The following is a 20181-nucleotide window of genomic DNA, read 5'->3' on the forward strand; positions in this document are numbered from 1 at the left end:
CGACCGGTAGCATCGCCGCCCGTGACGCTGCACCTCTTCGACACCGCCACGCGGAGCCTGCGAGAATTCACTCCCCTGATTCCCGGTCGGGCGTCGATCTACCTATGTGGCGCCACCGTGCAAGGCGAGCCACACATCGGACACGTGCGCAGCGGCGTGGCGTTCGACGTGCTGCGGCGCTGGCTCCAGGCCAACGACCACGACGTGGCCTTCGTACGCAACGTCACCGACATCAACGACAAGATCCTGGACAAAGCCGCCGAGGCCGGCCGACCCTGGTGGGAATGGGCAGCCACCTATGAACGCGCTTTCGACCACGCCTACGACACCCTCGGCATATTGCCGCCGTCGGCGCAGCCCCGCGCGACCGAGCACATCACCCAGATCATCGAGCTGACGCAGCGGCTCATCGACACCGGCCACGCCTATGCCTCCGAAGGCAACGTGTACTTCGACGTGCACAGCTTCACAGCGTACGGCGCACTGGCACGCCACAACCCCGAGGACCTGCAGCAGGGCGAAAACCTCGGCGAAGGCAAACGTGACCCGCTGGATTTCACCCTCTGGAAAGCACACAAGCCTGGCGAGCCCACATGGCCGTCGCCGTGGGGACCCGGCCGGCCAGGATGGCATGTGGAATGCTCGGCGATGGCCACCTCCTATCTCGGTGCCGAGTTCGACATCCACTGCGGCGGAATGGATCTGCTGTTCCCGCATCACGAGAACGAAGCCGCCCAGTCACACGCCGCCGGTGACGGTTTCGCCCGCTACTGGTTGCACAACGGGTGGGTCAGCCTGGGCGGGGAAAAGATGTCCAAGTCACTGGGCAACGTGCTGTCCGTGCCGAACATGCTCAAAAAGGTTCGGGCCGTGGAACTTCGCTACTACCTGGGCAGTGCACACTACCGGTCGATGCTGGAATACTCCGAGCAAGCACTCGACGATGCCGCCGCCGCTTACCGGCGACTGGAAGCCTTCGTCCGCAAGGTCGACGATGCCGAAGGCGCCGTGTCACCGGGCAAGTGGACCTATGCGTTCGCCGCCGCATTGAACAACGATCTCGCCGTGCCCAAAGCGCTCGCCGAGATCCACAACTTGGTGACCGAAGGCAACAAGGCGCTCGCCGAAAAGGACACAGCCGCAGCCGCCGAGATCGCTGGGCAAGTGCGTGGAATGCTCGACATCCTCGGACTGGACCCGCTGAACCCGCACTGGGACCACCACGCAAACACTCCAGCCGCCCACCACGCACTCAACGTGCTGGTGGCCGCACAACTCGAACAACGCGCCTCAGCCCGCGCATCCGAAGACTGGCCCGCCGCCGATCGAGTACGCGATCGACTGGCCGCTGCCGGCATCGACGTGACCGACACCCCAGATGGTCCACAATGGACACTCCACCAGCAGTGACCCAGAGTCCTCCGATACTGCAACCTCGGACTCCTGCCACCCCATCACGCAGGGGACGTCCTCGGCAGACGAGACTGCCAGCGAGGTGCCAAAGCGAGAGAGGACGTACTACGGTGCAGCTACTCCAAGGCGACTCCGCCGACGATCCGTTTCGCAGGTGCCAGCGTAGTGCGTTCCACCTCGAGGTTCGTGATGCTTACGCCACGGCTACGGAATCCGAACCGTTGCGCCGCTTCCTGAACGGCGAACCGACACCAAGTGACTACGCCGAACGTCCCTGGGTCCAGTTCATGTGTGAAACCGTCGCTCGCGGTGTCACTGTCAGCCGGGTGCGCGTGGTGACGGAGCCGCATTCGGACTACCAGCGGTGGCTGCTGTCCATCACCGCCAGCAATGTCGCAGCCGGTGAGGACATCCGCTACGTACCGCGTCACCGGGCCGGAGACGTACCCCCTGATGATTGGTGGCTGTTCGACGAGGAGCAGGTGGCGTTCAACCTGGTCGACAAAGGCGGCCGACCCGCAGACATGGCCGTCACCACTGATCCGGGAATCGTCGGCTACTGCGTGTCAGTGCAGCGGCACTTATGGGACCTGGCAATTCCATTTGCCGAATACGCAGTTGCGCACGCGAAGCAGTGACCAACGAGGTTTACGACGCGAAGGAGGCACTCGGACAACAGCTCCGGGAAATTCGTCGCCGCGCGGGTCTGACCGGGCACCCCGCCCGCGACGCCGACACCCGGCTTACTCGCTGGCACGAAACCGGACTCATCCCGGGCCTGCTGCAAACACGCGATTACGCCACTGCCGTGCTACGCGCCTGTCAACAGGTCATCGACGGCCCTGACGACCTAGCTGCGGCGGTCGAGACTCGGATGCGCCGTCAAGACATCCTCGCCACCGGCGTGCACCGTTTCAACTTTCTGCTCGCCGAACAATGCCTCCATACCCGCGTCGGCGACACCACCGTCATGATCGAGCAGCTGACACGGCTGCTCGACCTGCATCACAACCCTCGCATAGCTCTGGCCATTACCCCGCGTGACAGTCAATTCCGTTATCCGACAACCAACTTCGGTATCTTCGACCGCACCACGGTTCAAGTTGAGACCGTCACCGCTGAGGTCACCGTCACCCAGCCCCGCGAAATCACCCTCTACGAAAGGGTCTTCGACTTCCTGCTCGCCACCGCCGTCATCGGCGAATCCGCCCGCTCACTGATTGAAGCGGCAATCAACCACTATCGACAGGAAAAACGGTAGTCTGCAGGTCTATCTCGCTAACCACCGTTAGATCGGCTCTGGTCCACATTCGGTGGTCACGGGTACCGCCCGACCTCCGACACCGGATCTGGTGTGGAAAAGCACACTGCCACAGTGGCATTCGCATGAACGGGATGCTCGCGGTCCGATCAGCACTTCACGACCACCGAATGTGAACCGGAGCCACCTGCAAGTGGCCGTTGACACCGCTTCGCGGTGCGCCACACCCGCTCTATTCGGTGGCATCAAGCCGACGATTCGGTGGCTATCGATGCTCGGCACCCACCCGTATGGTCGACGATCGAACTGCGCGGCGGCGGGAGGTGTGCCCGCGCCTGCCGGCTCATAACTCAGACGAGCCGCAGGTTGCCGACGTAGACCTTGCCGCCGACAGACACCGGCGTGTACTTGCTTTTGATCTCCCAGACCGAACCGGCGTCGCTCCACACTTCGAGTGTGTCTCCCAGACCCGCAGCGTCCGTGGCGACCGCGACCCGGCTGCCGTCGGTGCCGAGTTCGGTGCCTTCCGGGATGAAGCCGGGGATCACATAGTCACCGGTATAGGCGTCCACCACCCGGCCCGATTTCGACGTCAGGATCATATTTCCGATGCCGCGCAGCAGGAGTGGATCGTCACTGTCGTCAGCACTGTAGGACTGCTGCTCCCACAGGACGGTCCCGGTGCGCGGACTGATTCCCGCGTAGGTCGTCTTGTCGCCATCGGTGCGAATCGCCGTCGGAACCGACGTCTCCGAGGTCTCTGAACCGGTCGTGGTCGGATGCCGGCTGGGTGCCCATCCCTTCGGCAGCTCTGCGGTTCTGGTGCCGTTCCGGTCGTAGATCGCGGGCGGTCCCTGGCCGTCCGCGACAACGAATCCGTCGATGAAGACATTCCAGTCGCTGTCGCGGATCTCTTCGACGGAGTCGCGCCGGAACACCTCTTGTCCGTCTTCGAGCCGGATCACCCGGAACTCCCATTTCGACAACGGTTGTGACGGGTCCGGTGCGGACTTGACCACAGCCAGCCCGACCAGCTTGAAGGCATCGATCCAGTGTTGTGTATCCGAGGAGGAACTCGGTGGGGCGTCGGGCCAGCCGATCGCCGGAAGTTCCCGGCCGTCGGCACCGACCGATCGCAGTGACGGCGACGAATAGTGGCTCCGCCTGTCCATGAAAACGAAACGCTCACCCGCGGCCGTCAAGCCGGAGACATCGCCCGCGGCAGGCAGGGTGGCGCTGATCCGGCTCGTCGCGAAGTCGACGACGATCACGGTATCGGTCGGGCCGCCGTTGATCTGGCAGGCTGCCGCCGAGTGACTTTCGTTGACGACACAGCTCTCGGCGCTGAGAACGTTCGTCGTATCCATCACGATGGGTTGGGTGCCGGACCAGTGCTGCCCGGTGTTCGCATCGACAATTTCGAGGTAGTCGACGACGTTCGCGTCGTGCATGTAGACGGTGCGGCCGAAGACGACGACCTCGGAATCGCCGCCCAGCGCCGACGGGCCCCGGGGCTGGTCCCCGGGAAGCCCGGGGATATCTCCCAGCGTCCAGATCGGCGTGTCCGGCCGTTTGTCGAGCGACGGCAGAATCGGCGTCACGGGTCGGCGGGGCAGTTGCGCGGCTTCCTCCGCACCCGCGTCGCGCTGGTGGAGTGCCCGGATACCGAACACACCGGCGACAACCAGCACCGCTGCGGCAACCAGCACCCCGATGACGAGAGGTGTCCTGTGTCGAGTCGATCCAGGTCCCGTGTTCCGGGGAACCGGTGGCGGCTGCGGAACCGGATGAGGTGGGCGACGGTCGGTCCGGGCCGGGTTGACGACTGTGGCCGCGTAGCGATCGGCCGAGCCGGCCGACGATTGCGGAGGCGAGGCCGGCGCAGCGAGTGCCTGGCCGAGGGCGGCCGCGAATTCCTTGCTGGTGCGGAAGCGATTCTCCGGGGTCTTCGCCATGGCCCGCGCGAGCACCGAATCGACGTGCGGCGGGAGATCGGGCCGGCGTTCCCGCACGCTGGGGACCGGCTGCTGCGCATGCGCCATGATCACCGCGACGGGGTTGGTGCCGGTGAACGGCTGTGCACCGGTGAGAAGATGAAATACGGTGGCAGCCAGTGAATACTGGTCGGATCGCGGGTCGACCGCCAGCCCCCGCATCTGCTCCGGAGAGGCGTAGGCAACGGTACCGATGGTCAGCCCGGTGCCGGTGAGGTCCGAGTCCTCCGATCCCATCCTGGCGATCCCGAAATCGGTCAGCAGGTAGTGACCCGTCCCGGCAAGCAGGATATTGGCGGGTTTCACGTCCCGATGGACCAACCCGCGGGCGCCCGCGTAGTCGAGTGCATCGGCCACCTCGGTGGTCACCCGCACTACGTCGGCGGTAGGCAACCCGCGCGGCGAGGCGTTGAGCGACGCCGACACATCGACGCCGTCGATCAACTCCAATGCGATCCACAATCGCCCGTCGAATTCCCCACGGTCGTGGACACTGACGATGCCGGGATGCGACAGCGACGCAGCGAGATCGGCCTCACGCTCGAAGCGGCGCCGGTACGAGTCGTCGCGGGTGAACTGCGCGGCAAGCACTTTCAGCGCGTCGGAACGGGGGAGCCGCGGATGTCGAGCGGCGTATACCTCCCCCATACCACCAGCGCCGAGCAGACGTTCGATGGTGTACCCGGCGAAAACCGACCCAGGCTCCAATGCGACCAACGTCCGATACCTCCCATACGCGCTGGTGGCTAGATCACACCTCATCCCGAGTCCATGAGCAACTCCGCGAACCGGCGGACAGGGCCGAAGGTGCTGTTCGCCGACGAGTGGGACAGGGCACCGCCGATCGAGCCCCGGCAACGAACTGGACACCGAGGGACCGCACCATGCGGGCTACAGGACCGAAATGGTTCGGATTACTACATGAGTGGGGACTGTCTGATCGGGACTGTTTGATCTTCGGGGGAGTGTCTGATCTCCGGCTCTGGTGCACTTCCGGTGGCGGTCGATGCTAGGCGAGCAGGATGCGGTGCCGTAGGAGCGGGAATCCGGCGCGGCCATACATTGGCCGTTTGATCAGTTTGGTTTTCGTGTTCACGCCCTCGACCGGGCCGTTGCTGTAGGGCAGCGTGAGGCCGGCGATCGCGGCGTCGTGGTCCTGGTCGAGACCGCGCAGGAACGGATCGAGTTCCGGCAGCCGGACCTCGCGGACCTGCTTCATCCATGAGTCCAGGTCGCTGCCGCGGCGCTCGGTCATCAACTGCGCGAACTCGGCGACCAGCCGGGCCAGATCGGTCATCTCCGGGCAAGCGGCGAGCAGTTCGTCGAGGTGAGCGCGTCGCCCGTCGGACAGGTCGGCGGGTCGGGTCATGATCCAGGAGGTGAACCGCCGTGGTGACGGCGCGATCCGGTCGCTTTCGGCGCGGCCTTGGTTGAGGTATTTGTGCAGCAGGTTGATGCTGCCGGTGTAGCCGAGGGCTTTGATCTCGTGGAACAGGTGCAGCACAGGGACGCCGGGTTCGGCGGCCCGGCGAGCGCGCAGGTGATCACGATAGGGGTCGACCAGGCAGGCCCGATATTGCGGCGGCCGGCGCAGCTGATCGGGCTCGGTAGTGCGGGCGTAACGCTTGACGGTGTTGAGGCCCAGGCCGAGCCGGCGGGCGCAGTCGAGCAGTCCGACGCCTTGATCGAGCAGGTCGTGGATGGCGTGCCAGCGTTCGAGCGTGGTCTTCTCGCGGGTGAGTGTTTGTCGTTTCGGTCCGGCTTTGGCCCAGCATCCGCTGTGGGCGGCCACGGCTTTCTCCACTGCTCGCGCCAGCCCGTGCCACAGGTGCCACCGGTCGGAAGCTTGAATCACGGCAGGCAGAGCGCGGCGGACGGCCTCGGCATAGGCGGCCGATCCGTCGCGCACGACGATCTCGACGCCGGGGTGCTCACGCAGCCAGACCTCGAGGGTTTCGGACTTTCGGTCGGGTAGTACGTCGATCCGCTCGTGCGTTACCGCGTCGATCAAGACCGTGCCGTAACGGTTTCGGCGGCGCAGCGCGAAGTCGTCCACGCTCAAAACCGCCGGCACCGGCCGCTGCTGCGTCGGAATGCGCAGCAGGATCCGCACGGCGGTATGGCGGGACAACCGCACCGCCAGCCGCGACAGCAGCCGCGTGGCGGCCCGCCCGGCCAGTTCCCACACCACCGCACGCACCTGCCGGGTCAGGCGAACCGTCCGCCGCTGATAACGTTCCACCACGCCAGGGACCTGTTCACGAAACGTGGTGCAGCAGTTCAGTGTTGGGCAGACAAGCCGCCGAACACGCACCCGCACGACTGCTGCTCGGCCGTCGACAGGAACGTCTGCGAGGGTCCGTTCGTGGTAGCTGTGCACCCGGCCGGACTCGGCACCGCAGGCCGGGCAGGAAGCCGGCCCGTCCGGCGTTCGCGCCAGAACCGAGATCCGTTCGCCCTCATCCACCACATCCTCGACAACCAGCGGTGACAACCCCGAAAACGCCACGCTGACAGCAACATTCACCTCACGCACCAAAGAATCGTGCCGTCACCGACACCGATCCGCCACCGGAAGTGCACCAGAGCCGTTAGATCGACAGTCCCTTGAGCGGGTTGATCAGTCTGCCAACGCTGGATCACGAACGTCTCATGATCGGTGGCGTACACGGTCGGGCAGTCCCCCCGGAGTACTTGGTCTTCCTCAAACCGACCAGCGGACTCATAGAGTTGCCGCTGAACGAATGATTATCGACACCACCGTCGCGCCGGGTCGACCGTCGCGCTGGCAGGAGCACAGCGCCGATGAACCCGCTGATTACGGAGCGGACAGTCCCGCTGTCGGCCCGATCGGCGCCCCGTCCAGCGTCTTGGCCCGAGGTCACCGAGCGTGGGAACGGCGCTACGGCGGCCGCTGCCCGAATGGGTTGTCGGACAAGTGGTCAGAGACGATCAGCCGAGCGCACTGCGCGCGGTGTGAAGACACGTTTGACCCACCGCAGCCATCTCCGGCGTGGCCGGTCGTCGGACGCCAGTTGGACGATGATTCCACCGAGACGTGCCTCCTGCATGGTTGCGGGGTGTCCGTCGATGAAGCACATTCCGGTGCTCGTGACCTCGACGCATTCTTCTTTCCGGGAACCGGCGGCGCCAGAGGCGTCGAGTGTGTCGCTGTAGTAGGCGATCATTCCGCCGCTGAGATCGATGTTGAAACCGGTGACCCGGCGCCCGGCGCTGTCGGTGGTGCGAGGGCGGCAGTGGTCGCAGACCGCGCGGGGGTAGCGTTCCGCATAGACCGCCGGCCGCTCGCAGCGCGGGCAGGGTTGGGTGTAGCGACTCCCCGGGTCCGGATTTTGCAGCAGGAAATCGTTGCGGGCAAGGATATTACGCCCGGAGTATCCCGGGATGCCGTTGCGGCGCAGGATGATGAGAACGAACTCGGCGTAGTCGGCCGTCTCGGCATCGATCTTTGCGCGCCAGGACAATTCGTCGATGCGCGTGAGGCCGGCGTCATAGGCCTCCAGCGCCGCTCGGTGCGCCACCGACAGTTCGCTGTCGGGGATGTGCCTGTTGGCGTGTTCGGCCGCGGCCAGGTGTTCGGCGATCACCGTGTCGATGTCTCGGTCCGCCGTCAGCACCCCGCTGCCGTAAGCGGTCGTGGTCACCAGGACATAGTTGTTCCTGTCGCCGCCATCGGTTCCGATCGTCTCCACGAAGATGAAACCCTGGCCGTAGCGGGCGTTTTCGAGCCCCGGGTGGGCGTAGTGAACGAGGGTGTCGGGCTCCTGCGCCAGGTTGCGCGCGGCTCGTAACGCCTCATCATAGGTCGGTGGAGATCTCGGGTCCGGCCGTGTCACGCGGCCAGTCTATCGATAACACAGTCGCCGCTCCCGGACCGCGTAGGTCAGGTGGGTCACCCGCTGCGTCGGCTCCGCGCGGACCGGTTCCAGGGCCACGCGGGCCGCGTCCACACCCTCGAACAGGCGGATTCCGGAGCCGAACAGCACAGGTGAGAGTGCGACCGTGAACTCGTCGATCAGGCCGGCGTTCACGTACTCCAGGATCGTCGCGCCGCCTCCCGCGATGCGAACATCCCGGTCGCCGGCGGCCTCGCGGGCCCGGTCGAGTGCGGTCTCGATGCCGTCGTCGACGAAGTGGAAGGTGGTGCCGCCCAGCCGTTTCCAGGGGTCACGCTTCTCGTGCGTCACGACGAAGACCGGCGTGTGGAACGGCGCCTCCTCGGGCCACGCCTGCTCGCCGGCGTCGAACATGCGCTTGCCCATCACGCTCGCACCGGTGCGCTCGAACGTCTCCCGCACGATGTCGTTGTCGCGCCCTTCCTCGCCGCCCTCGCCGAGCTTCAGGTTCTCCCGGAAGTGCCGCTGCGGAAATATCCACTGCTGCAATTCCATCCACTGCTGCAATTCCATCCACTGCTGTCCCATCAAGTCCTCCGAGGACTCGGGCGCGATGAAACCGTCCAGCGACATCGATACGCTGAAGAACACCTTCCCGGCCATCAGCTCCCGGTTCCCTTCCGAACGATCTCGGTGACATAGGCAGCCAGGTTGTTCAGGGTCTGCCGGCCGCCCTCGATCGCGTGATACTTCTCGGCCGCCTCGTCGCGCAGTTCCTTGGTGGGGAACACCGTGCGCATCTCGATCCGGGTCGCCACACCGTCGGGCGCGAACGTCAGGACCGACTCGAAAGCGTTGGGGTCGCGGCGGGACTCACCGTGCAGCAACGTGATCCGCTCCGGCGGGACGATCTCGGTCCAGGTGATCCACTCCTGGTAGTCCGTCCCGTCCGGTCCGTGCATCACGAAATCCCACTCCCCGCCGACGCGGAACTCGAACGCCCGCGTGGTGGTGGTGAATCCCTCCGGCCCCCACCATTGCGACAGGTGCCACACCTCGGTGAACGCCTCGAACACCAAATCCCTTGGGGCACTGATGACTCGGGAGATCACGATCTCGCGGTCGGCCGTCGCGGACCGCACCGTTCCCTGTCCTGTCGTACTCATTCAGCCTCCTGCCTCTCCTGCTTCAGGTCCTGCACGTATGCGTCCAGCCGGTCGAAGCTCTCGTTCCAGAACCGCTCGAACCCTCCGGTCCACTCGTGGACCGGCCGCAGCCCGCGGGCGTCCAGGCCGTACAGGCGCTGCTTGCCCGCCTTGCGGTCCCGCACCAGCCCGACCTCCCGGAGCACCCGCAGGTGCTTGGACACCCCCGGCTGGGTCATCCCCAGTTCCCGGGCCACCTCGGTCACCGGCCGCTCCCCCGTCCGCAGCAGCACCAGGATCTCCCGGCGCTGCGGCTCGGCGATCGCATTGAAGACGTCCGATGTTGTCGCTGCGCGTGCCACAGTGCCATCATATTCCTATATGGGAATGCGTCAAGCAACAGGAATCAGACAGGACTCGTCAGCAGTCGGTGAAGCGGCCGTCGGCGACACGGAGGAGTGCCTACGGCTACTCGACCTGTCGATATGAACCCGTGAGATCCTCGTCAGTCGTTCTCGCCCAGGGGTGCGCCCGACGGAGCGGGCGCGGCCCCTGCGGCGGCGAACAAGGCCTCCACCTCGCTGCCCCACTCCGGATACATCTCGACCTTGCGCTTGTAGATCGCATAAATCTTCTCGGGCAGTTCAGGATTCGATTCGTCGGAGAATCGCACCGCGTACTGCTTGGCCAAACGCGGCAGGATGTAGTGGTCACCCTCTACATGCACCGGATCGTGCATGTAACGTTCCAGCGCGTCCAGGTCGGGAATCGCCGTCAGATACGCATGGGTGAAGCCCTCCGCCGGGTCGCCGAGGTCCGGCCCGACGGTCGAGAACACCGTCGACTCAACCGACGCGGTGCGTCGCATAGCGGCGAGCACCTGTTCCTGCTCCTGCCCGGTGACGCCGGGCTTGAAACTGAACCGCAGCAGATTGATGATCATCATACCTCCAATATTGCACTGACGAGTGCACATTAGCGCACTGGTTAGTACATTCGCTAGGGTTACATCGTGCCTCCACTGAAGCCGGAGCGCCCGACCGGGCGGATCGACAAGCGGCAGGCGATCCTGAACGCCGCATTCACCATCTTCTCCAGGGACGGCTACTACCGGGCAGGCGCCAAGCGGACGGCGCACTCGCCGGGGCGGTGGTGGCAGTGGATGTCTCGCAGTTCGTCGACTGCGCTGTGAGACGCCTTCACCGCCGGAGTGATCGAAGGCGGATCACCCCGCCCGCCGCGTAGGCCAGCCGACAAACCAGTCCGATATCGGCAGCCGAAAGGACCGGTGTCGACGATTTACTGATCACCCGCAAGCCAGCGGGGGCTCATCCGATTCGCGGCAGTTGAGACCGAATGCGGTCGAGACCTGCTGCGCATTTCGCAGCCAGTCCGCGCGTCCCGGACTCCCCGAGGTTGACTGTGCCGTTGCGGCATGGTGTTGAGTCGGGTTCGCGATGGGTTTCTGCTGGTCGGGGCTCATCGCCGGTGGGTTCGATGACGAACGCGCCGCCTGTCGATGCCCTGGATTGGAGCCTTCATGACCGCGGTAGAGAGTCGAGAGTCGTTGCCCGAGTTGATCGGCGTCGAGGAGTTCTTCGCGGATCCGGTGTTCTCCGGGGCGTCGATCTCCCCGGACGGGACGAGGATCGCCTATCTGGCCCCGAAGGACGGGCGGACGAACGTGTGGGTGCGCGGGATCGCCGAGGAGCACGACGACGCGGTGTGCGTCACGCACGACACCCGGCGCGGCATCAAGATCTACCACTGGACCGACGACCCGCGCTGGCTGCTGTACATGCAGGACACCGACGGCAATGAGGACTGGCACCTGTACCGGGTCGACCTCGACGCGCCCGGTGAACCGGCGGTCGACCTGACGCCGATGCCGCCGGGGTCGCGCGTCTTCGGTATCGAGCCGGTGAAGTCGGCCCCCGGCGAGGTGTTCGTCTGGATGAATCGGCGTCCCCTGTACGTCGACCTGTTCCGGATCGACGTGGCCACCGGCGCGACGACACCGCATCTGGAACGCGCCGAGCCGCTGGACACCTTCGTGGTCGATCGCCACGGCGAGGCGGCGTTCTACATATCGCAGGCCGACAACGGTGACTACGAGTTCTACGCGATCGACGCCGGATCCGGCGACAAGCGTCTCCTGTGCCGTAAAGGCGGCCCGGAACACCCGGTGGGCGTGCTCCCCACGATGGCGACACCGGACGGCACGGGCCTGCTGGTCGGCGCCTACCAGGACTCCGACGATCTGCGGCTCGTCCGCATCGACCGGGAGACCGGCGCCGAAACCGTCGTCGCGGCCGTGCCGGGAAGCAGCCTGTGCACGATGGGCATGATGGACCCGCACCTGCCGCCCACCCTGTTCCTCAGCAAGCGCACCGGGGAGGTCGTCGCGGTCCGCTTCGTCGGCGACCGGCCGACCATCGAGGTACTGGACCCGCACTTCGCCGAGGTGTACGCCGCGCTGTCGCGACTGTCCGACGGTGTGCTGCAGACGATTTCGTCGGACGAGACCGAACAGCGGTGGGTCGCGACCTTCGCCGGCGACCGCGAACCGGAAGTGACCTGGTTCTACGATCACGGCACGGGTGAGAGCCGGCTGCTGTTCCGCTCGCGCCCGGACCTGGCCCCCGCCGACCTGGCGCCCATGACCGCGGTCCACTTCCCGGCCCGTGACGGCCTGCCGCTGCACGCGTTCCTGACCCTGCCGGTCGGGGTCGCACCGGAGAAGCTTCCGCTGGTGCTGTTCGTCCACGGCGGGCCGTGGATGCACGATGCGTGGGGCTACAGCGCGGCGGCGCAGTTCCTGGCCAACCGCGGCTACGCGGTGCTGCGGGTCAACTTCCGCGGCTCCACCGGCTACGGCAAGCGGCACGTCACGAGCGCGATCGGCGAGTTCGCCGGGAAGATGCACGACGATCTGATCGACGCCGCCGACTGGGCGGTGGCGCAGGGGTACGCCGACCCGGCACGCATCGCCATCATCGGCGGCTCCTACGGCGGCTACGCGGCGCTCGTCGGCGTCACGGTCACCCCCGACTACTTCGCCGCCGCGGTCGACTACGTCGGCATCTCGGACCTGGCGAACTTCATGCGCACCCTGCCGCCCTTCACCAGGCCCGGCCTGATCAACAGCTGGTATGCCTACGTCGGCGACCCCGACGATCCCGCCCAGGAGGCCGACATGCTGGCCCGCTCCCCCATCACGATGGTCGACCGGATCCGCACCCCGCTGCTGGTTGCCCAGGGCGCCAACGACGTTCGCGTGGTCCAGGAGGAATCCGACAACATCGTCGGGCCGCTGCGGGAACGTGGTGTTCCCGTCGAGTACCTGGTCGCCGACGACGAGGGCCACGGATTCGAGAATCCCGAGAACCAGTTCCGGCTGTTCCGCGCCATCGAGCGGCATTTCGCCGAACATCTCGGCGGGCGGCGCGGCACCGCATAGCCGCCCGGTCCCGGCGCCCGCCGCACCGGCACCGCGGCGGGCGCCGGTTGCTAGTCGATGCTCTCGAACGTGACCGGCAGCGCGACGGGAGAACGGAACGGGTGGCCCTGGATACGGGTGTCGGGGCTGGGGAGCAGGGTGATGTTCGTCAGCCTGTCCAGCAGGCACTCGAGGGCGACCCGAGTTTCCATGCGGGCCAGCTGAAGTCCCAGGCACGTATGCGGACCGGCGGCGAAACTGATGTGGGGCAGTCGCTTTCGGGTGATGTCGAACTCGTCGGCGCGCTCCCAGCGATGCTCGTCGCGGTTCGCCCCGCCCAGGCAGACGTCCACCACCGAACCCGCCGGAATCCGCGTGCCCGCCACGTCGGCATCGGTGGTCGCGTGCCTGCGGATGGTGGTGAGGGGCGTCTCGAAGCGCAGCCCCTCCTCGACGGCGGCCGGGATCAGGGCGCGGTCGCGGCGCACCATCTCGAATTGGCCGGGCCGGGTGAGCAGATGGAACAGCAGGTTGCCCGACGAGCGATACGTGGTCTCGAGCCCGGCAAGCAGCAGCAGCCGCAGGAACGAGTAGATGGCCTCGTCGCTCAGGCGCTCGCCGTCGATCTCCGCCGCCACCAGATCGCCGATGATGTCCGGCGTGGGAGCGGTGCGGCGGCGCTCGATCTGGTCGAGGAAGTAATCCTGCAGTGCCGCCGAGGCTTTCGCGCCCCGCGCGTAGTCGGCGTTGAAGGTGAGCAGTTCGACCGCGCGGGCGCGGAAGAACGACAGGTCCTCCTCGGGCAGGCCCAGCAGCCGGGTGATCACCCGGGTCGGGAACTCGACGGTGAACTCGCGCACGAGATCGGCCCGCCCGGCGCCGGCGAACTCGTCGATCAGCGCGTTGCAGATCGGGCGGACGATGGCCGGCTCCCAGACCTCCAGCGACTGCGACTTGAATGCCGCGGCGACCAGACCGCGGTGGGCGCGATGCTTCGCTCCCTCCATCGCCAGAATCGTGGGGCCCATCAGCGGGCCGATGGTGGCGTCGTAGTTCTTCGAATTGAAGGCGGTGCCGTCGCGCAGCACGGCGGTGACCGCTTCGTACGATACGGCCAGGTAGGAGTTCATGGTCCGCGACGACTCCGGGAGCCGGGAGTGGTCCATGACCGTCCCTTCGCACAGGCCACCGGTGCGGCGCTTCTCGGCGAAGTACGGGTAGGGATCGTCGATGAGTTCGAGCATTGTGTCCATGGCGCCGAATCTCCTTGTCTCGCTGTCGGATCCGAGTGAATCACGACGGGGCGAGCGCCCGGCACACCCGAACGGGTGGGTAGTCGCCGCCCGATCACCCGCCGGGCGAGAAGTAGGTGCCGATCCCGGCCTCGGTAGAGAAGCTCAGAATCCGCGCGGTGACAGAATCGCTCGGGTTGTGCCGCGAGTGGATCCGGCCGGCGTCGAACAGAATGAAGTCGCCGCCGTCCAGTTCGTGCACCTCGTGCTCGATGCGGTACCGGACCGACCCCTCGAGCACGACCTCGTATCGGCGGCCCGAGCTCATGGTCAGGGGTTCGTCGGGGCCGAGACCCGGGGCGAGTGTTACGAGCACCCCGGCGATGCGGCCGGTGAAGCCGGGGACCAGAAGCTCCAGCTCGGGGTCGGCCGCACCCCTGCGGAGGGTGACGCGGTCGGTGCCCTTGACGACGGCGGCGTCCGCGGCGGAGGTCTCGAAGAACGCGTGCACGCCGGTGTCGAGCGCCCGGGCGATCGCCGTGAGCGCGGCGAACGACGGGTTCCCGACGCCGTTCTCCAATCGGCTCAGCAGCCCGACGCTGACGTTGGCGGCCTGCGCCAGCTGAACGAGTGTCAGCCGGCCCCGGCGCAATTCGCGAATCCGCTGCCCGATGAGACCGACGACTCGGGAACGGTCGAGTGCGGGTTTGGTGTTCTCGTCGTTCTCCCGGCCGTGCGCGACGTCGGCTCCGCCCGGACCGTCCGGCATCACTCGGCCTCCGGGCGGATCACGGCGAGATGCTCCACCGGCACCTCGCTCACCGCCGCGAGCCGATGCGGGAACGAGATGAGCAGCGAGTCGCCGGGGCCCACAGGGTATGTGACGCCGGCCTTCTCTACCTCGAGCTCACCGGCGAGCACGTAGTAGAGCACGTCGCCGTGCACCTGGGACTGGGCATCGCGGACCTCCCCCGGCCCCAGGACACCGGACACGACACCCAGCTCGTGCCGGAGCACCGGTGCGATCACCGCGATCTCGTGCCCGGTGGCGGGTTGCCGGTACGGGCGGCGTTCCGCGGCCCGCACCACGTGCGTCCGCTCGGCGGCCGGTTGTTCGACGAGATCGGTGAGTTCCAGGCTCAGGGCGTCGGCGATGCGGAGCAGCACCTCGACGGAGGGATTGCCGGTGCCGTTCTCGACCTGACTGAGCTGTCCCACGCTGACGTCGGCGCGCTTGGCCAGGCCCTCGAGGCTGAGCATGCCCCGGCGAATCTCCCGGATGCGACGGCCCAGCTCGCGCAGCTGCTCGGAATCCTGCACCGCCAAGGGTTTCTTGCGCATGGCCTCCTCGATCTCCGAGCCCGACAATCGGTCTCAGTAGCATACTTCACTCATCGGCAACGAATTTCCTTCACTCGTTGACAACAGAGTTCATCGGTGCTGTACTCGACTCGGGCTCGACGGTCACCTCCGTCACCGCCGAATCCGGACCACGCTCGGGCGCACAACCGTTGCGTGGCCCGGTAGTTCGCGCAAACGTCAGCGGAGAGGGCACCACTGTCGAGCCGGATGCAGGAATATTGTCAGCGAGGTCGTGGTGTCTGGCATCGGATTCGCCGGCGGGGCCCACGGTCCCCCGCACACACCGCATGCCGCGGACGAACCCGCGGCGCGCACCGCCCCGGGCACTGCCCGGCACCCGGAAGAATTTGTCCTGCAAGTGCTCTCGGCCGCCGGGCCCAAGGACGCCTCCCCTACTTGCGAGGCCGCACCCCAGGACCGCTCACGATGGACCGCCGAACTGACCGGAAGCGTGGGGGCCCTGCTGTCGGTGATCGGTTCCGGCGTAGCCGAACTCGTAGACAGCGCCGGCGACGACCCGGAACTGCGCGCCCGGCTCGTACGCTTGCAGCGTCACACCGAAAGCGCCTCGGGCGCACTGCGCGCCGCGGTGCAGCACGGCCACGGCCCGGAGGGTTCGCTCACCCGCGGCACGGATATCGTCACGCCGCGCGAGTACGACGTGCTGCGCCTGGTCGCCGAGGGCCACACGAATGCGGAAATCGGTGCGCGCCTGGGGCTGTCGAACAACACCGTCAAGTCGTACCTGGGTCAGGTCCGGCAGAAGCTCCAGGCGAGAAACCGCGCACAACTGGTCACCATCGCGCGACAACGCGGCCTACTCGGCTGATCGGCCCGCCGCGGGCGCGATAGCCGGTTCTGCCGAGACGGGTGCTGTGGCCGGTTCCGCCGAGCGGTATCGCAGGGGCACCCCGGTCGTCTCGAATGCCACGCTGCGCCACTCGTGGCGTCCGGTTCGGTCGCGGTGCCGCCGAAGGGCTTTCGAAGCGTGCACTGCGGGACCGGTACGCGTGCACGCGGAGTCGATCCGGAACGCTCGCACCCCGGTACGGTATGGCGAGTGGATGCCGCACTCGGGAGCCACCAGGGCGGCATCCACCCCGCCGGATGACGTCTCTTGGCCGGTGCTCTCCCGTCCGGCGTGCGGGTCACCGGCGAGACGGCGACCGGCCGCGCCGTTCATCGTCGCGTGCCGCACTCGTCGGCAACCCGCCGTGGGCGTTGAGCAGCAGCATGGCGAGCCCGGCCTCGCGGACCAGCCGGTCGATGTCGTCGACGGTTTGTGACACCGCGGTCCCGGCGTCGGCCCGGGGTGTCTCCCGGTCCTCTGGTGACGCACGGAGGTGGTGCAACTGCAGCCCGACATGGAACGCACTGCGTACCAGGCGGTCACCGGCGTCGGTGAGCGCACCGATGACGGCAGGGGGCAATCGAACGCAGTCGCAGGCCCGATCGGGTTCGAGCGTGCCGTAATGACCGATATCTGCCATGACCTACTCCGAGAGGCCAAGCGGTTATCACCGTGGGAGCCGCCAGGTTGTCTGTGCACGAATGCGACTCATTCTATGCCGACGGTCGCCCGGTACCGCTGCCGAAGAGAGAGTGCTTGACAAGGTTTCGCACGCCGCCTCCGGTGCGGTCACAGCTGAGCCGGCCGACGTGTCGCACCCGGAGCCGGACCCCGCCCGGCCTCATCGCGATATCGGATGTGATTGCGCCCCTGGCTTATTCGCCGCCTACCCCACCGCTCCGGAACCTCGCGGCGCGCCCGGCGGCCGCGCCGCGCAGGCCCGACGGCGCGCTGACCTAGCATCGAAGACGTGGCACCTCCAGACGATCCCTCGGGACCGACCACCGGGAATTCCCCCCGGCCGCAGTCGGAATCCGGTGCTCCCCCTCGCCGGTCGACGAAGGCCGAGGCCCAGCGCCGCGGCCGCTCGCCGCGCCTGTCCTACGACGACTGGGTCGACGGCGCCCTCGCCCTGCTCGCCCGCGAGGGCGTCTCGGCGATCAAGATCCCCCGGCTGTGCACCGAACTGGGCGTCACGAAGGGCAGCTTCTACTGGCACTTCGACGATCTGCAGCAGCTGATGGAGGCGATGGCCGACCGGTGGAGCGCGGTGCAGAGCGATGCCGTGCGCGCGCTCGGCGCCATCGATTCCATCCCCGTCGAGCAGCGCATAGAGAACATGGCCTCGCTGCTGGTCGACCAGAGCACCTGGATCGTCGAGGCCACGGTCCGCGAATGGGCCCGCCACGACCCGAAGGTGGCGGGCGCGGTGCAGGCGCTCGAGCGCAAGGTGTTCGACATCGTCGAGCAGACGATGCTGGAACTCGGATTCGACGACGGGCAGGCGCGGGTGCGCGCGGGTGCGATGGTCTACCTGGGCATCGGCCTGATCCACGGCCGCGACAGCATGCCCATCCCCACGGCCGAGGAGGCCCAGGCCGTCATCGACCTGCTCACGACGCCGGCCCGGACCGCGAAGTAGCCGACGCCGCCTTACCGACCGTATTTTCGCAGTTCACGGCTCGTTGCCGGTTGGTAACGAGGTAGAGTCTCGAACACCGGCCATGCCGGACCGCTCGTCGGCGGATCGCGCCGTAGTGCTGGTCCCCCGCGATCCACGGGTGCCGACGGCCCGGCCCGCCCGGCCTGATCGAGAACTCTACGACGGAGGTATCGCGATGAAGGCCCTGCAGTATCGAACCATCGGCGCCGCACCGGAATTGGTCACCGTGCCCGATCCGGAGCCGGGCCCCGGCCAGGTGTTGTTGAAGGTGTCGGCCGCGGGCGTATGCCATTCCGATATCGCGGTGATGTCCTGGCCCGCAGACGGATTCCCGTACCGGTTGCCGTTGACGCTCGGGCACGAGGGCGCCGGGACCGTCGCCGCCCTCGGCGACGGGGTCACGGGCCTCTCGGTGGGCGATGCGGTCGCCGTCTACGGCCCCTGGGGCTGCGGCATGTGCCGGCCGTGCGCGGAAGGTAAGGAGAACTACTGCCTGCGCGCCACCGAACTGGGCATCTTCCCACCGGGATTGGGCGCTCCCGGCGCCATCGCCGAGTACATGCTCGTGGACGATTCCCAGCACCTGGAGCCGCTCGACGGCCTCGACCCGGTGCGGACGGTTCCGCTGACCGACGCCGGCCTGACCCCGTACCACGCGGTCAAGCGGTCGCTGCCGAAGCTGGTGCCGGGTTCGACCGCCGTGGTCATCGGCGCGGGCGGGCTGGGCCACGTGGCCGTTCAGCTGCTGCGCGCGGTGAGCCCCGCCCGGGTGATCGCGATGGATGTCGCCGACGACAAGCTCGAGCTCGCACGCACCGTCGGCGCCCACGAGGCGGTGCTCTCCGACGAGCACGCCGCCGCCCGGGTGCGCGATCTGACCGGCGGCCGCGGCGCCACCGCGGTCTTCGATTTCGTCGGCGCCCCCGCGACCACCACCACCGCGGCCGGTTGTGTCGCGATGGAGGGCGACGTGACGATCGTCGGCATCGCCGGCGGTTCCCTGCCGGTCGGCCTGGGCACGGTTCCCTTCGAGGTCACGGTGACGGCGCCGTACTGGGGCAGCCGCGGCGAACTGCGCGAGGTCCTCGACCTCGCCCGCGCGGGCGCCGTCGAGGTGCACGTCGAGACCTTCGCCATGGACGAGGCGCCCCTCGCCTACGAGCGGCTGCACGCGGGAAAGATCAACGGTCGCGCGATGATCCTGCCCAACGCGAGCTGACGCGGCGGCGCCGTCCGTGCATCCCGGCCGAAACCACGCCCAGGACGACGGGCGAAAGTCGGCGCGCCGGGATCACGAGAGAAGGCCGGCGCGCCGAGATGACCGGGCGGCTCTCACGCCGGTTCACCGGCCACGCGCCGGAGTTCCGAGACGGCCTCGGCCAGATACTCCGGCAGGGGCCGGGTACCGGAATCGCCGATCCAGCGCTCGAAGCCGACGCGGAACACCGCCATCCCGGCGTCGGCCGCCAGGCTCGCCGCGGGTTCCGCCACGCCGCGCTCGCGCAGCGCACGGCCGACCGCCCCGGACAGCGACGCCATCTTGATCGACTCACGTTCCCGGAGGTCGGGATGAGCATCGATGATCGCCTGGCGCAACCGCGCGGGCCCGCGGCGCTCCTCGTCGAATACTGTCGCCGCGACGTGATCGAGCGCAGCGCCGACCGCCGCCAGCGGCGGAACCGACATCGGCACGGCCGCAACCTGTTTCACCAGCATGTCCTCCAGCAGGGCCGCACCACCGAACAGCACCTCGCGCTTGTCGGCGAAGTGCCGGAAGAAGGTGCGCTCCGTGAGCCCGGCGCGCCGGGCTATCTCCGCGACCGTGGTCGCCTCGAACCCACGTTCGCCGTACAGCTCCATGGCGGCCCGCTCCAGACGGCCGCGGGCATTGGGCTCCCACCGACTCACGCCCCACATCCTACGCTGATGACAGCGACTGACATGAAGCGTAGGCTGATGTCAGCG

At 67.3% G+C, this 20181-nt stretch carries 20 protein-coding genes; 8 read left to right on the forward strand and 12 right to left on the reverse strand.

The genetic code is table 11. The annotated features are described in order from the left end of the window. Positions 1–21: 21 nt before the first annotated feature. The 3 genes from cysS (at position 22) to D892_RS0135095 (ending at position 2674) form a co-directional block, all read left to right on the forward strand. The gene (gene cysS, locus D892_RS0135085) at positions 22–1410 is read left to right on the forward strand and encodes a cysteine--tRNA ligase (RefSeq protein ID WP_024805734.1); all 1389 of its coding nucleotides are present in this window, start codon (positions 22–24) and stop codon (positions 1408–1410) included. Positions 1411–1523: 113 nt separating this feature from the next. Further along, positions 1524–2051, forward strand: a complete 528-nt coding sequence (locus D892_RS0135090; RefSeq protein WP_024805735.1) for a DUF6879 family protein — start codon at positions 1524–1526, stop codon at positions 2049–2051. Next, positions 2048–2674: a DUF5753 domain-containing protein gene (locus D892_RS0135095; protein ID WP_024805736.1), complete on the forward strand. Its 627-nt coding sequence runs from the start codon at positions 2048–2050 to the stop codon at positions 2672–2674. Before D892_RS0135090 ends, D892_RS0135095 begins: the two co-directional genes overlap by 4 nt. A 350-nt stretch (positions 2675–3024) precedes the next feature. Here the strand turns inward: D892_RS0135095 and D892_RS44215 are convergent, their stop codons facing one another. The 7 genes from D892_RS44215 to D892_RS0135130 all read right to left on the reverse strand — a co-directional run bounded on the left by D892_RS44215 (position 3025) and on the right by D892_RS0135130 (position 10613). Next, a complete protein-coding gene (locus D892_RS44215; protein ID WP_198037066.1) occupies positions 3025–5385 on the reverse strand; it encodes a serine/threonine-protein kinase in 2361 nt (786 codons plus the stop codon). Positions 5386–5677: 292 nt separating this feature from the next. Beyond that, positions 5678–7204 (reverse strand): ISL3 family transposase, encoded by a 1527-nt coding sequence (locus tag D892_RS0135105; RefSeq protein ID WP_024805738.1) that lies wholly within the window; start codon positions 7202–7204, stop codon positions 5678–5680. 406 nt (positions 7205–7610) lie between these two features. After that, positions 7611–8525: a hypothetical protein gene (locus D892_RS0135110; protein WP_024805739.1), complete on the reverse strand. Its 915-nt coding sequence runs from the start codon at positions 8523–8525 to the stop codon at positions 7611–7613. Positions 8526–8534: 9 nt separating this feature from the next. Next, positions 8535–9188 carry a dihydrofolate reductase family protein gene (locus D892_RS0135115; RefSeq protein WP_024805740.1) on the reverse strand — a complete coding sequence of 218 codons (654 nt, stop codon included), beginning with the start codon at positions 9186–9188 and terminating at the stop codon, positions 8535–8537. Beyond that, on the reverse strand, positions 9188–9691 hold the full coding sequence (locus D892_RS0135120) for an SRPBCC family protein (protein WP_024805741.1): 504 nt from the start codon (positions 9689–9691) through the stop codon (positions 9188–9190). The genes D892_RS0135115 and D892_RS0135120 overlap by 1 nt, the downstream gene beginning before the upstream one ends. Continuing rightward, positions 9688–10032 (reverse strand): helix-turn-helix transcriptional regulator, encoded by a 345-nt coding sequence (locus D892_RS0135125; protein ID WP_024805742.1) that lies wholly within the window; start codon positions 10030–10032, stop codon positions 9688–9690. Before D892_RS0135125 ends, D892_RS0135120 begins: the two co-directional genes overlap by 4 nt. A gap of 143 nt (positions 10033–10175) precedes the next feature. Beyond that, on the reverse strand, positions 10176–10613 hold the full coding sequence (locus tag D892_RS0135130) for a Dabb family protein (RefSeq protein ID WP_024805743.1): 438 nt from the start codon (positions 10611–10613) through the stop codon (positions 10176–10178). Positions 10614–10682: 69 nt separating this feature from the next. On the opposite strand from D892_RS0135130, the gene D892_RS0135135 reads away from it, so the two are divergent. Next, a complete protein-coding gene (locus D892_RS0135135; protein ID WP_024805744.1) occupies positions 10683–10862 on the forward strand; it encodes a hypothetical protein in 180 nt (59 codons plus the stop codon). Positions 10863–11210: 348 nt separating this feature from the next. After that, entirely contained in the window at positions 11211–13130 is a 1920-nt protein-coding gene (locus D892_RS0135140) for a S9 family peptidase (RefSeq protein WP_036567708.1), read from the forward strand. Positions 13131–13180: 50 nt separating this feature from the next. Here the strand turns inward: D892_RS0135140 and D892_RS0135145 are convergent, their stop codons facing one another. From D892_RS0135145 to D892_RS42885, 3 genes are all read right to left on the reverse strand, one after another. Further along, positions 13181–14362 (reverse strand): cytochrome P450, encoded by a 1182-nt coding sequence (locus D892_RS0135145; protein WP_024805746.1) that lies wholly within the window; start codon positions 14360–14362, stop codon positions 13181–13183. A gap of 94 nt (positions 14363–14456) precedes the next feature. After that, a complete protein-coding gene (locus D892_RS0135150) occupies positions 14457–15110 on the reverse strand; it encodes a helix-turn-helix domain-containing protein (protein ID WP_156959830.1) in 654 nt (217 codons plus the stop codon). Then, positions 15110–15682 (reverse strand): helix-turn-helix domain-containing protein, encoded by a 573-nt coding sequence (locus D892_RS42885; RefSeq protein ID WP_156959831.1) that lies wholly within the window; start codon positions 15680–15682, stop codon positions 15110–15112. The genes D892_RS0135150 and D892_RS42885 overlap by 1 nt, the downstream gene beginning before the upstream one ends. A gap of 253 nt (positions 15683–15935) precedes the next feature. Between D892_RS42885 and D892_RS44220 the strand changes: the two genes are divergently transcribed. After that, positions 15936–16532 carry a helix-turn-helix transcriptional regulator gene (locus D892_RS44220; protein WP_024805749.1) on the forward strand — a complete coding sequence of 199 codons (597 nt, stop codon included), beginning with the start codon at positions 15936–15938 and terminating at the stop codon, positions 16530–16532. A 319-nt stretch (positions 16533–16851) separates the two neighbouring features. Here D892_RS44220 and D892_RS0135165 read toward each other — a convergent pair whose 3' ends face one another. After that, positions 16852–17193, reverse strand: a complete 342-nt coding sequence (locus D892_RS0135165; protein ID WP_024805750.1) for a hypothetical protein — start codon at positions 17191–17193, stop codon at positions 16852–16854. A 330-nt stretch (positions 17194–17523) separates the two neighbouring features. Between D892_RS0135165 and D892_RS0135170 the strand changes: the two genes are divergently transcribed. Further along, a complete protein-coding gene (locus D892_RS0135170; protein WP_024805751.1) occupies positions 17524–18195 on the forward strand; it encodes a TetR/AcrR family transcriptional regulator in 672 nt (223 codons plus the stop codon). Between the two features lie 196 nt (positions 18196–18391). After that, complete coding sequence (locus D892_RS0135175) at positions 18392–19435, forward strand: NAD(P)-dependent alcohol dehydrogenase (RefSeq protein WP_024805752.1); 1044 nt, start codon at positions 18392–18394, stop codon at positions 19433–19435. A 113-nt stretch (positions 19436–19548) separates the two neighbouring features. On the opposite strand, the gene D892_RS0135180 is transcribed toward D892_RS0135175, so the two are convergent. Then, positions 19549–20124, reverse strand: coding sequence for a TetR family transcriptional regulator (locus D892_RS0135180; protein WP_024805753.1), 576 nt, complete (start codon positions 20122–20124; stop codon positions 19549–19551). Positions 20125–20181: the final 57 nt, after the last annotated feature.

The sequence above is a fragment of the Nocardia sp. BMG51109 genome, assembly GCF_000526215.1.
GTDB lineage: Bacteria > Actinomycetota > Actinomycetes > Mycobacteriales > Mycobacteriaceae > Nocardia.

Excerpts from the sequence above, each read along its gene's own strand:
- D892_RS0135115 (WP_024805740.1), bottom strand. The coding sequence starts at position 9,188 with ATGGCCGGGAAGGTGTTCTTCAGCGTATCGATGTCGCTGGACGGTTTC.
- D892_RS0135120 (WP_024805741.1), bottom strand. The coding sequence starts at position 9,691 with ATGAGTACGACAGGACAGGGAACGGTGCGGTCCGCGACGGCCGACCGC.
- D892_RS0135130 (WP_024805743.1), bottom strand. The coding sequence starts at position 10,613 with ATGATCATCAATCTGCTGCGGTTCAGTTTCAAGCCCGGCGTCACCGGG.
- D892_RS0135140 (WP_036567708.1), top strand. The coding sequence starts at position 11,211 with ATGACCGCGGTAGAGAGTCGAGAGTCGTTGCCCGAGTTGATCGGCGTC.
- D892_RS0135145 (WP_024805746.1), bottom strand. The coding sequence starts at position 14,362 with ATGGACACAATGCTCGAACTCATCGACGATCCCTACCCGTACTTCGCC.
- D892_RS0135150 (WP_156959830.1), bottom strand. The coding sequence starts at position 15,110 with ATGCCGGACGGTCCGGGCGGAGCCGACGTCGCGCACGGCCGGGAGAAC.
- D892_RS42885 (WP_156959831.1), bottom strand. The coding sequence starts at position 15,682 with ATGCGCAAGAAACCCTTGGCGGTGCAGGATTCCGAGCAGCTGCGCGAG.
- D892_RS0135165 (WP_024805750.1), bottom strand. The coding sequence starts at position 17,193 with ATGGCAGATATCGGTCATTACGGCACGCTCGAACCCGATCGGGCCTGC.
- D892_RS0135175 (WP_024805752.1), top strand. The coding sequence starts at position 18,392 with ATGAAGGCCCTGCAGTATCGAACCATCGGCGCCGCACCGGAATTGGTC.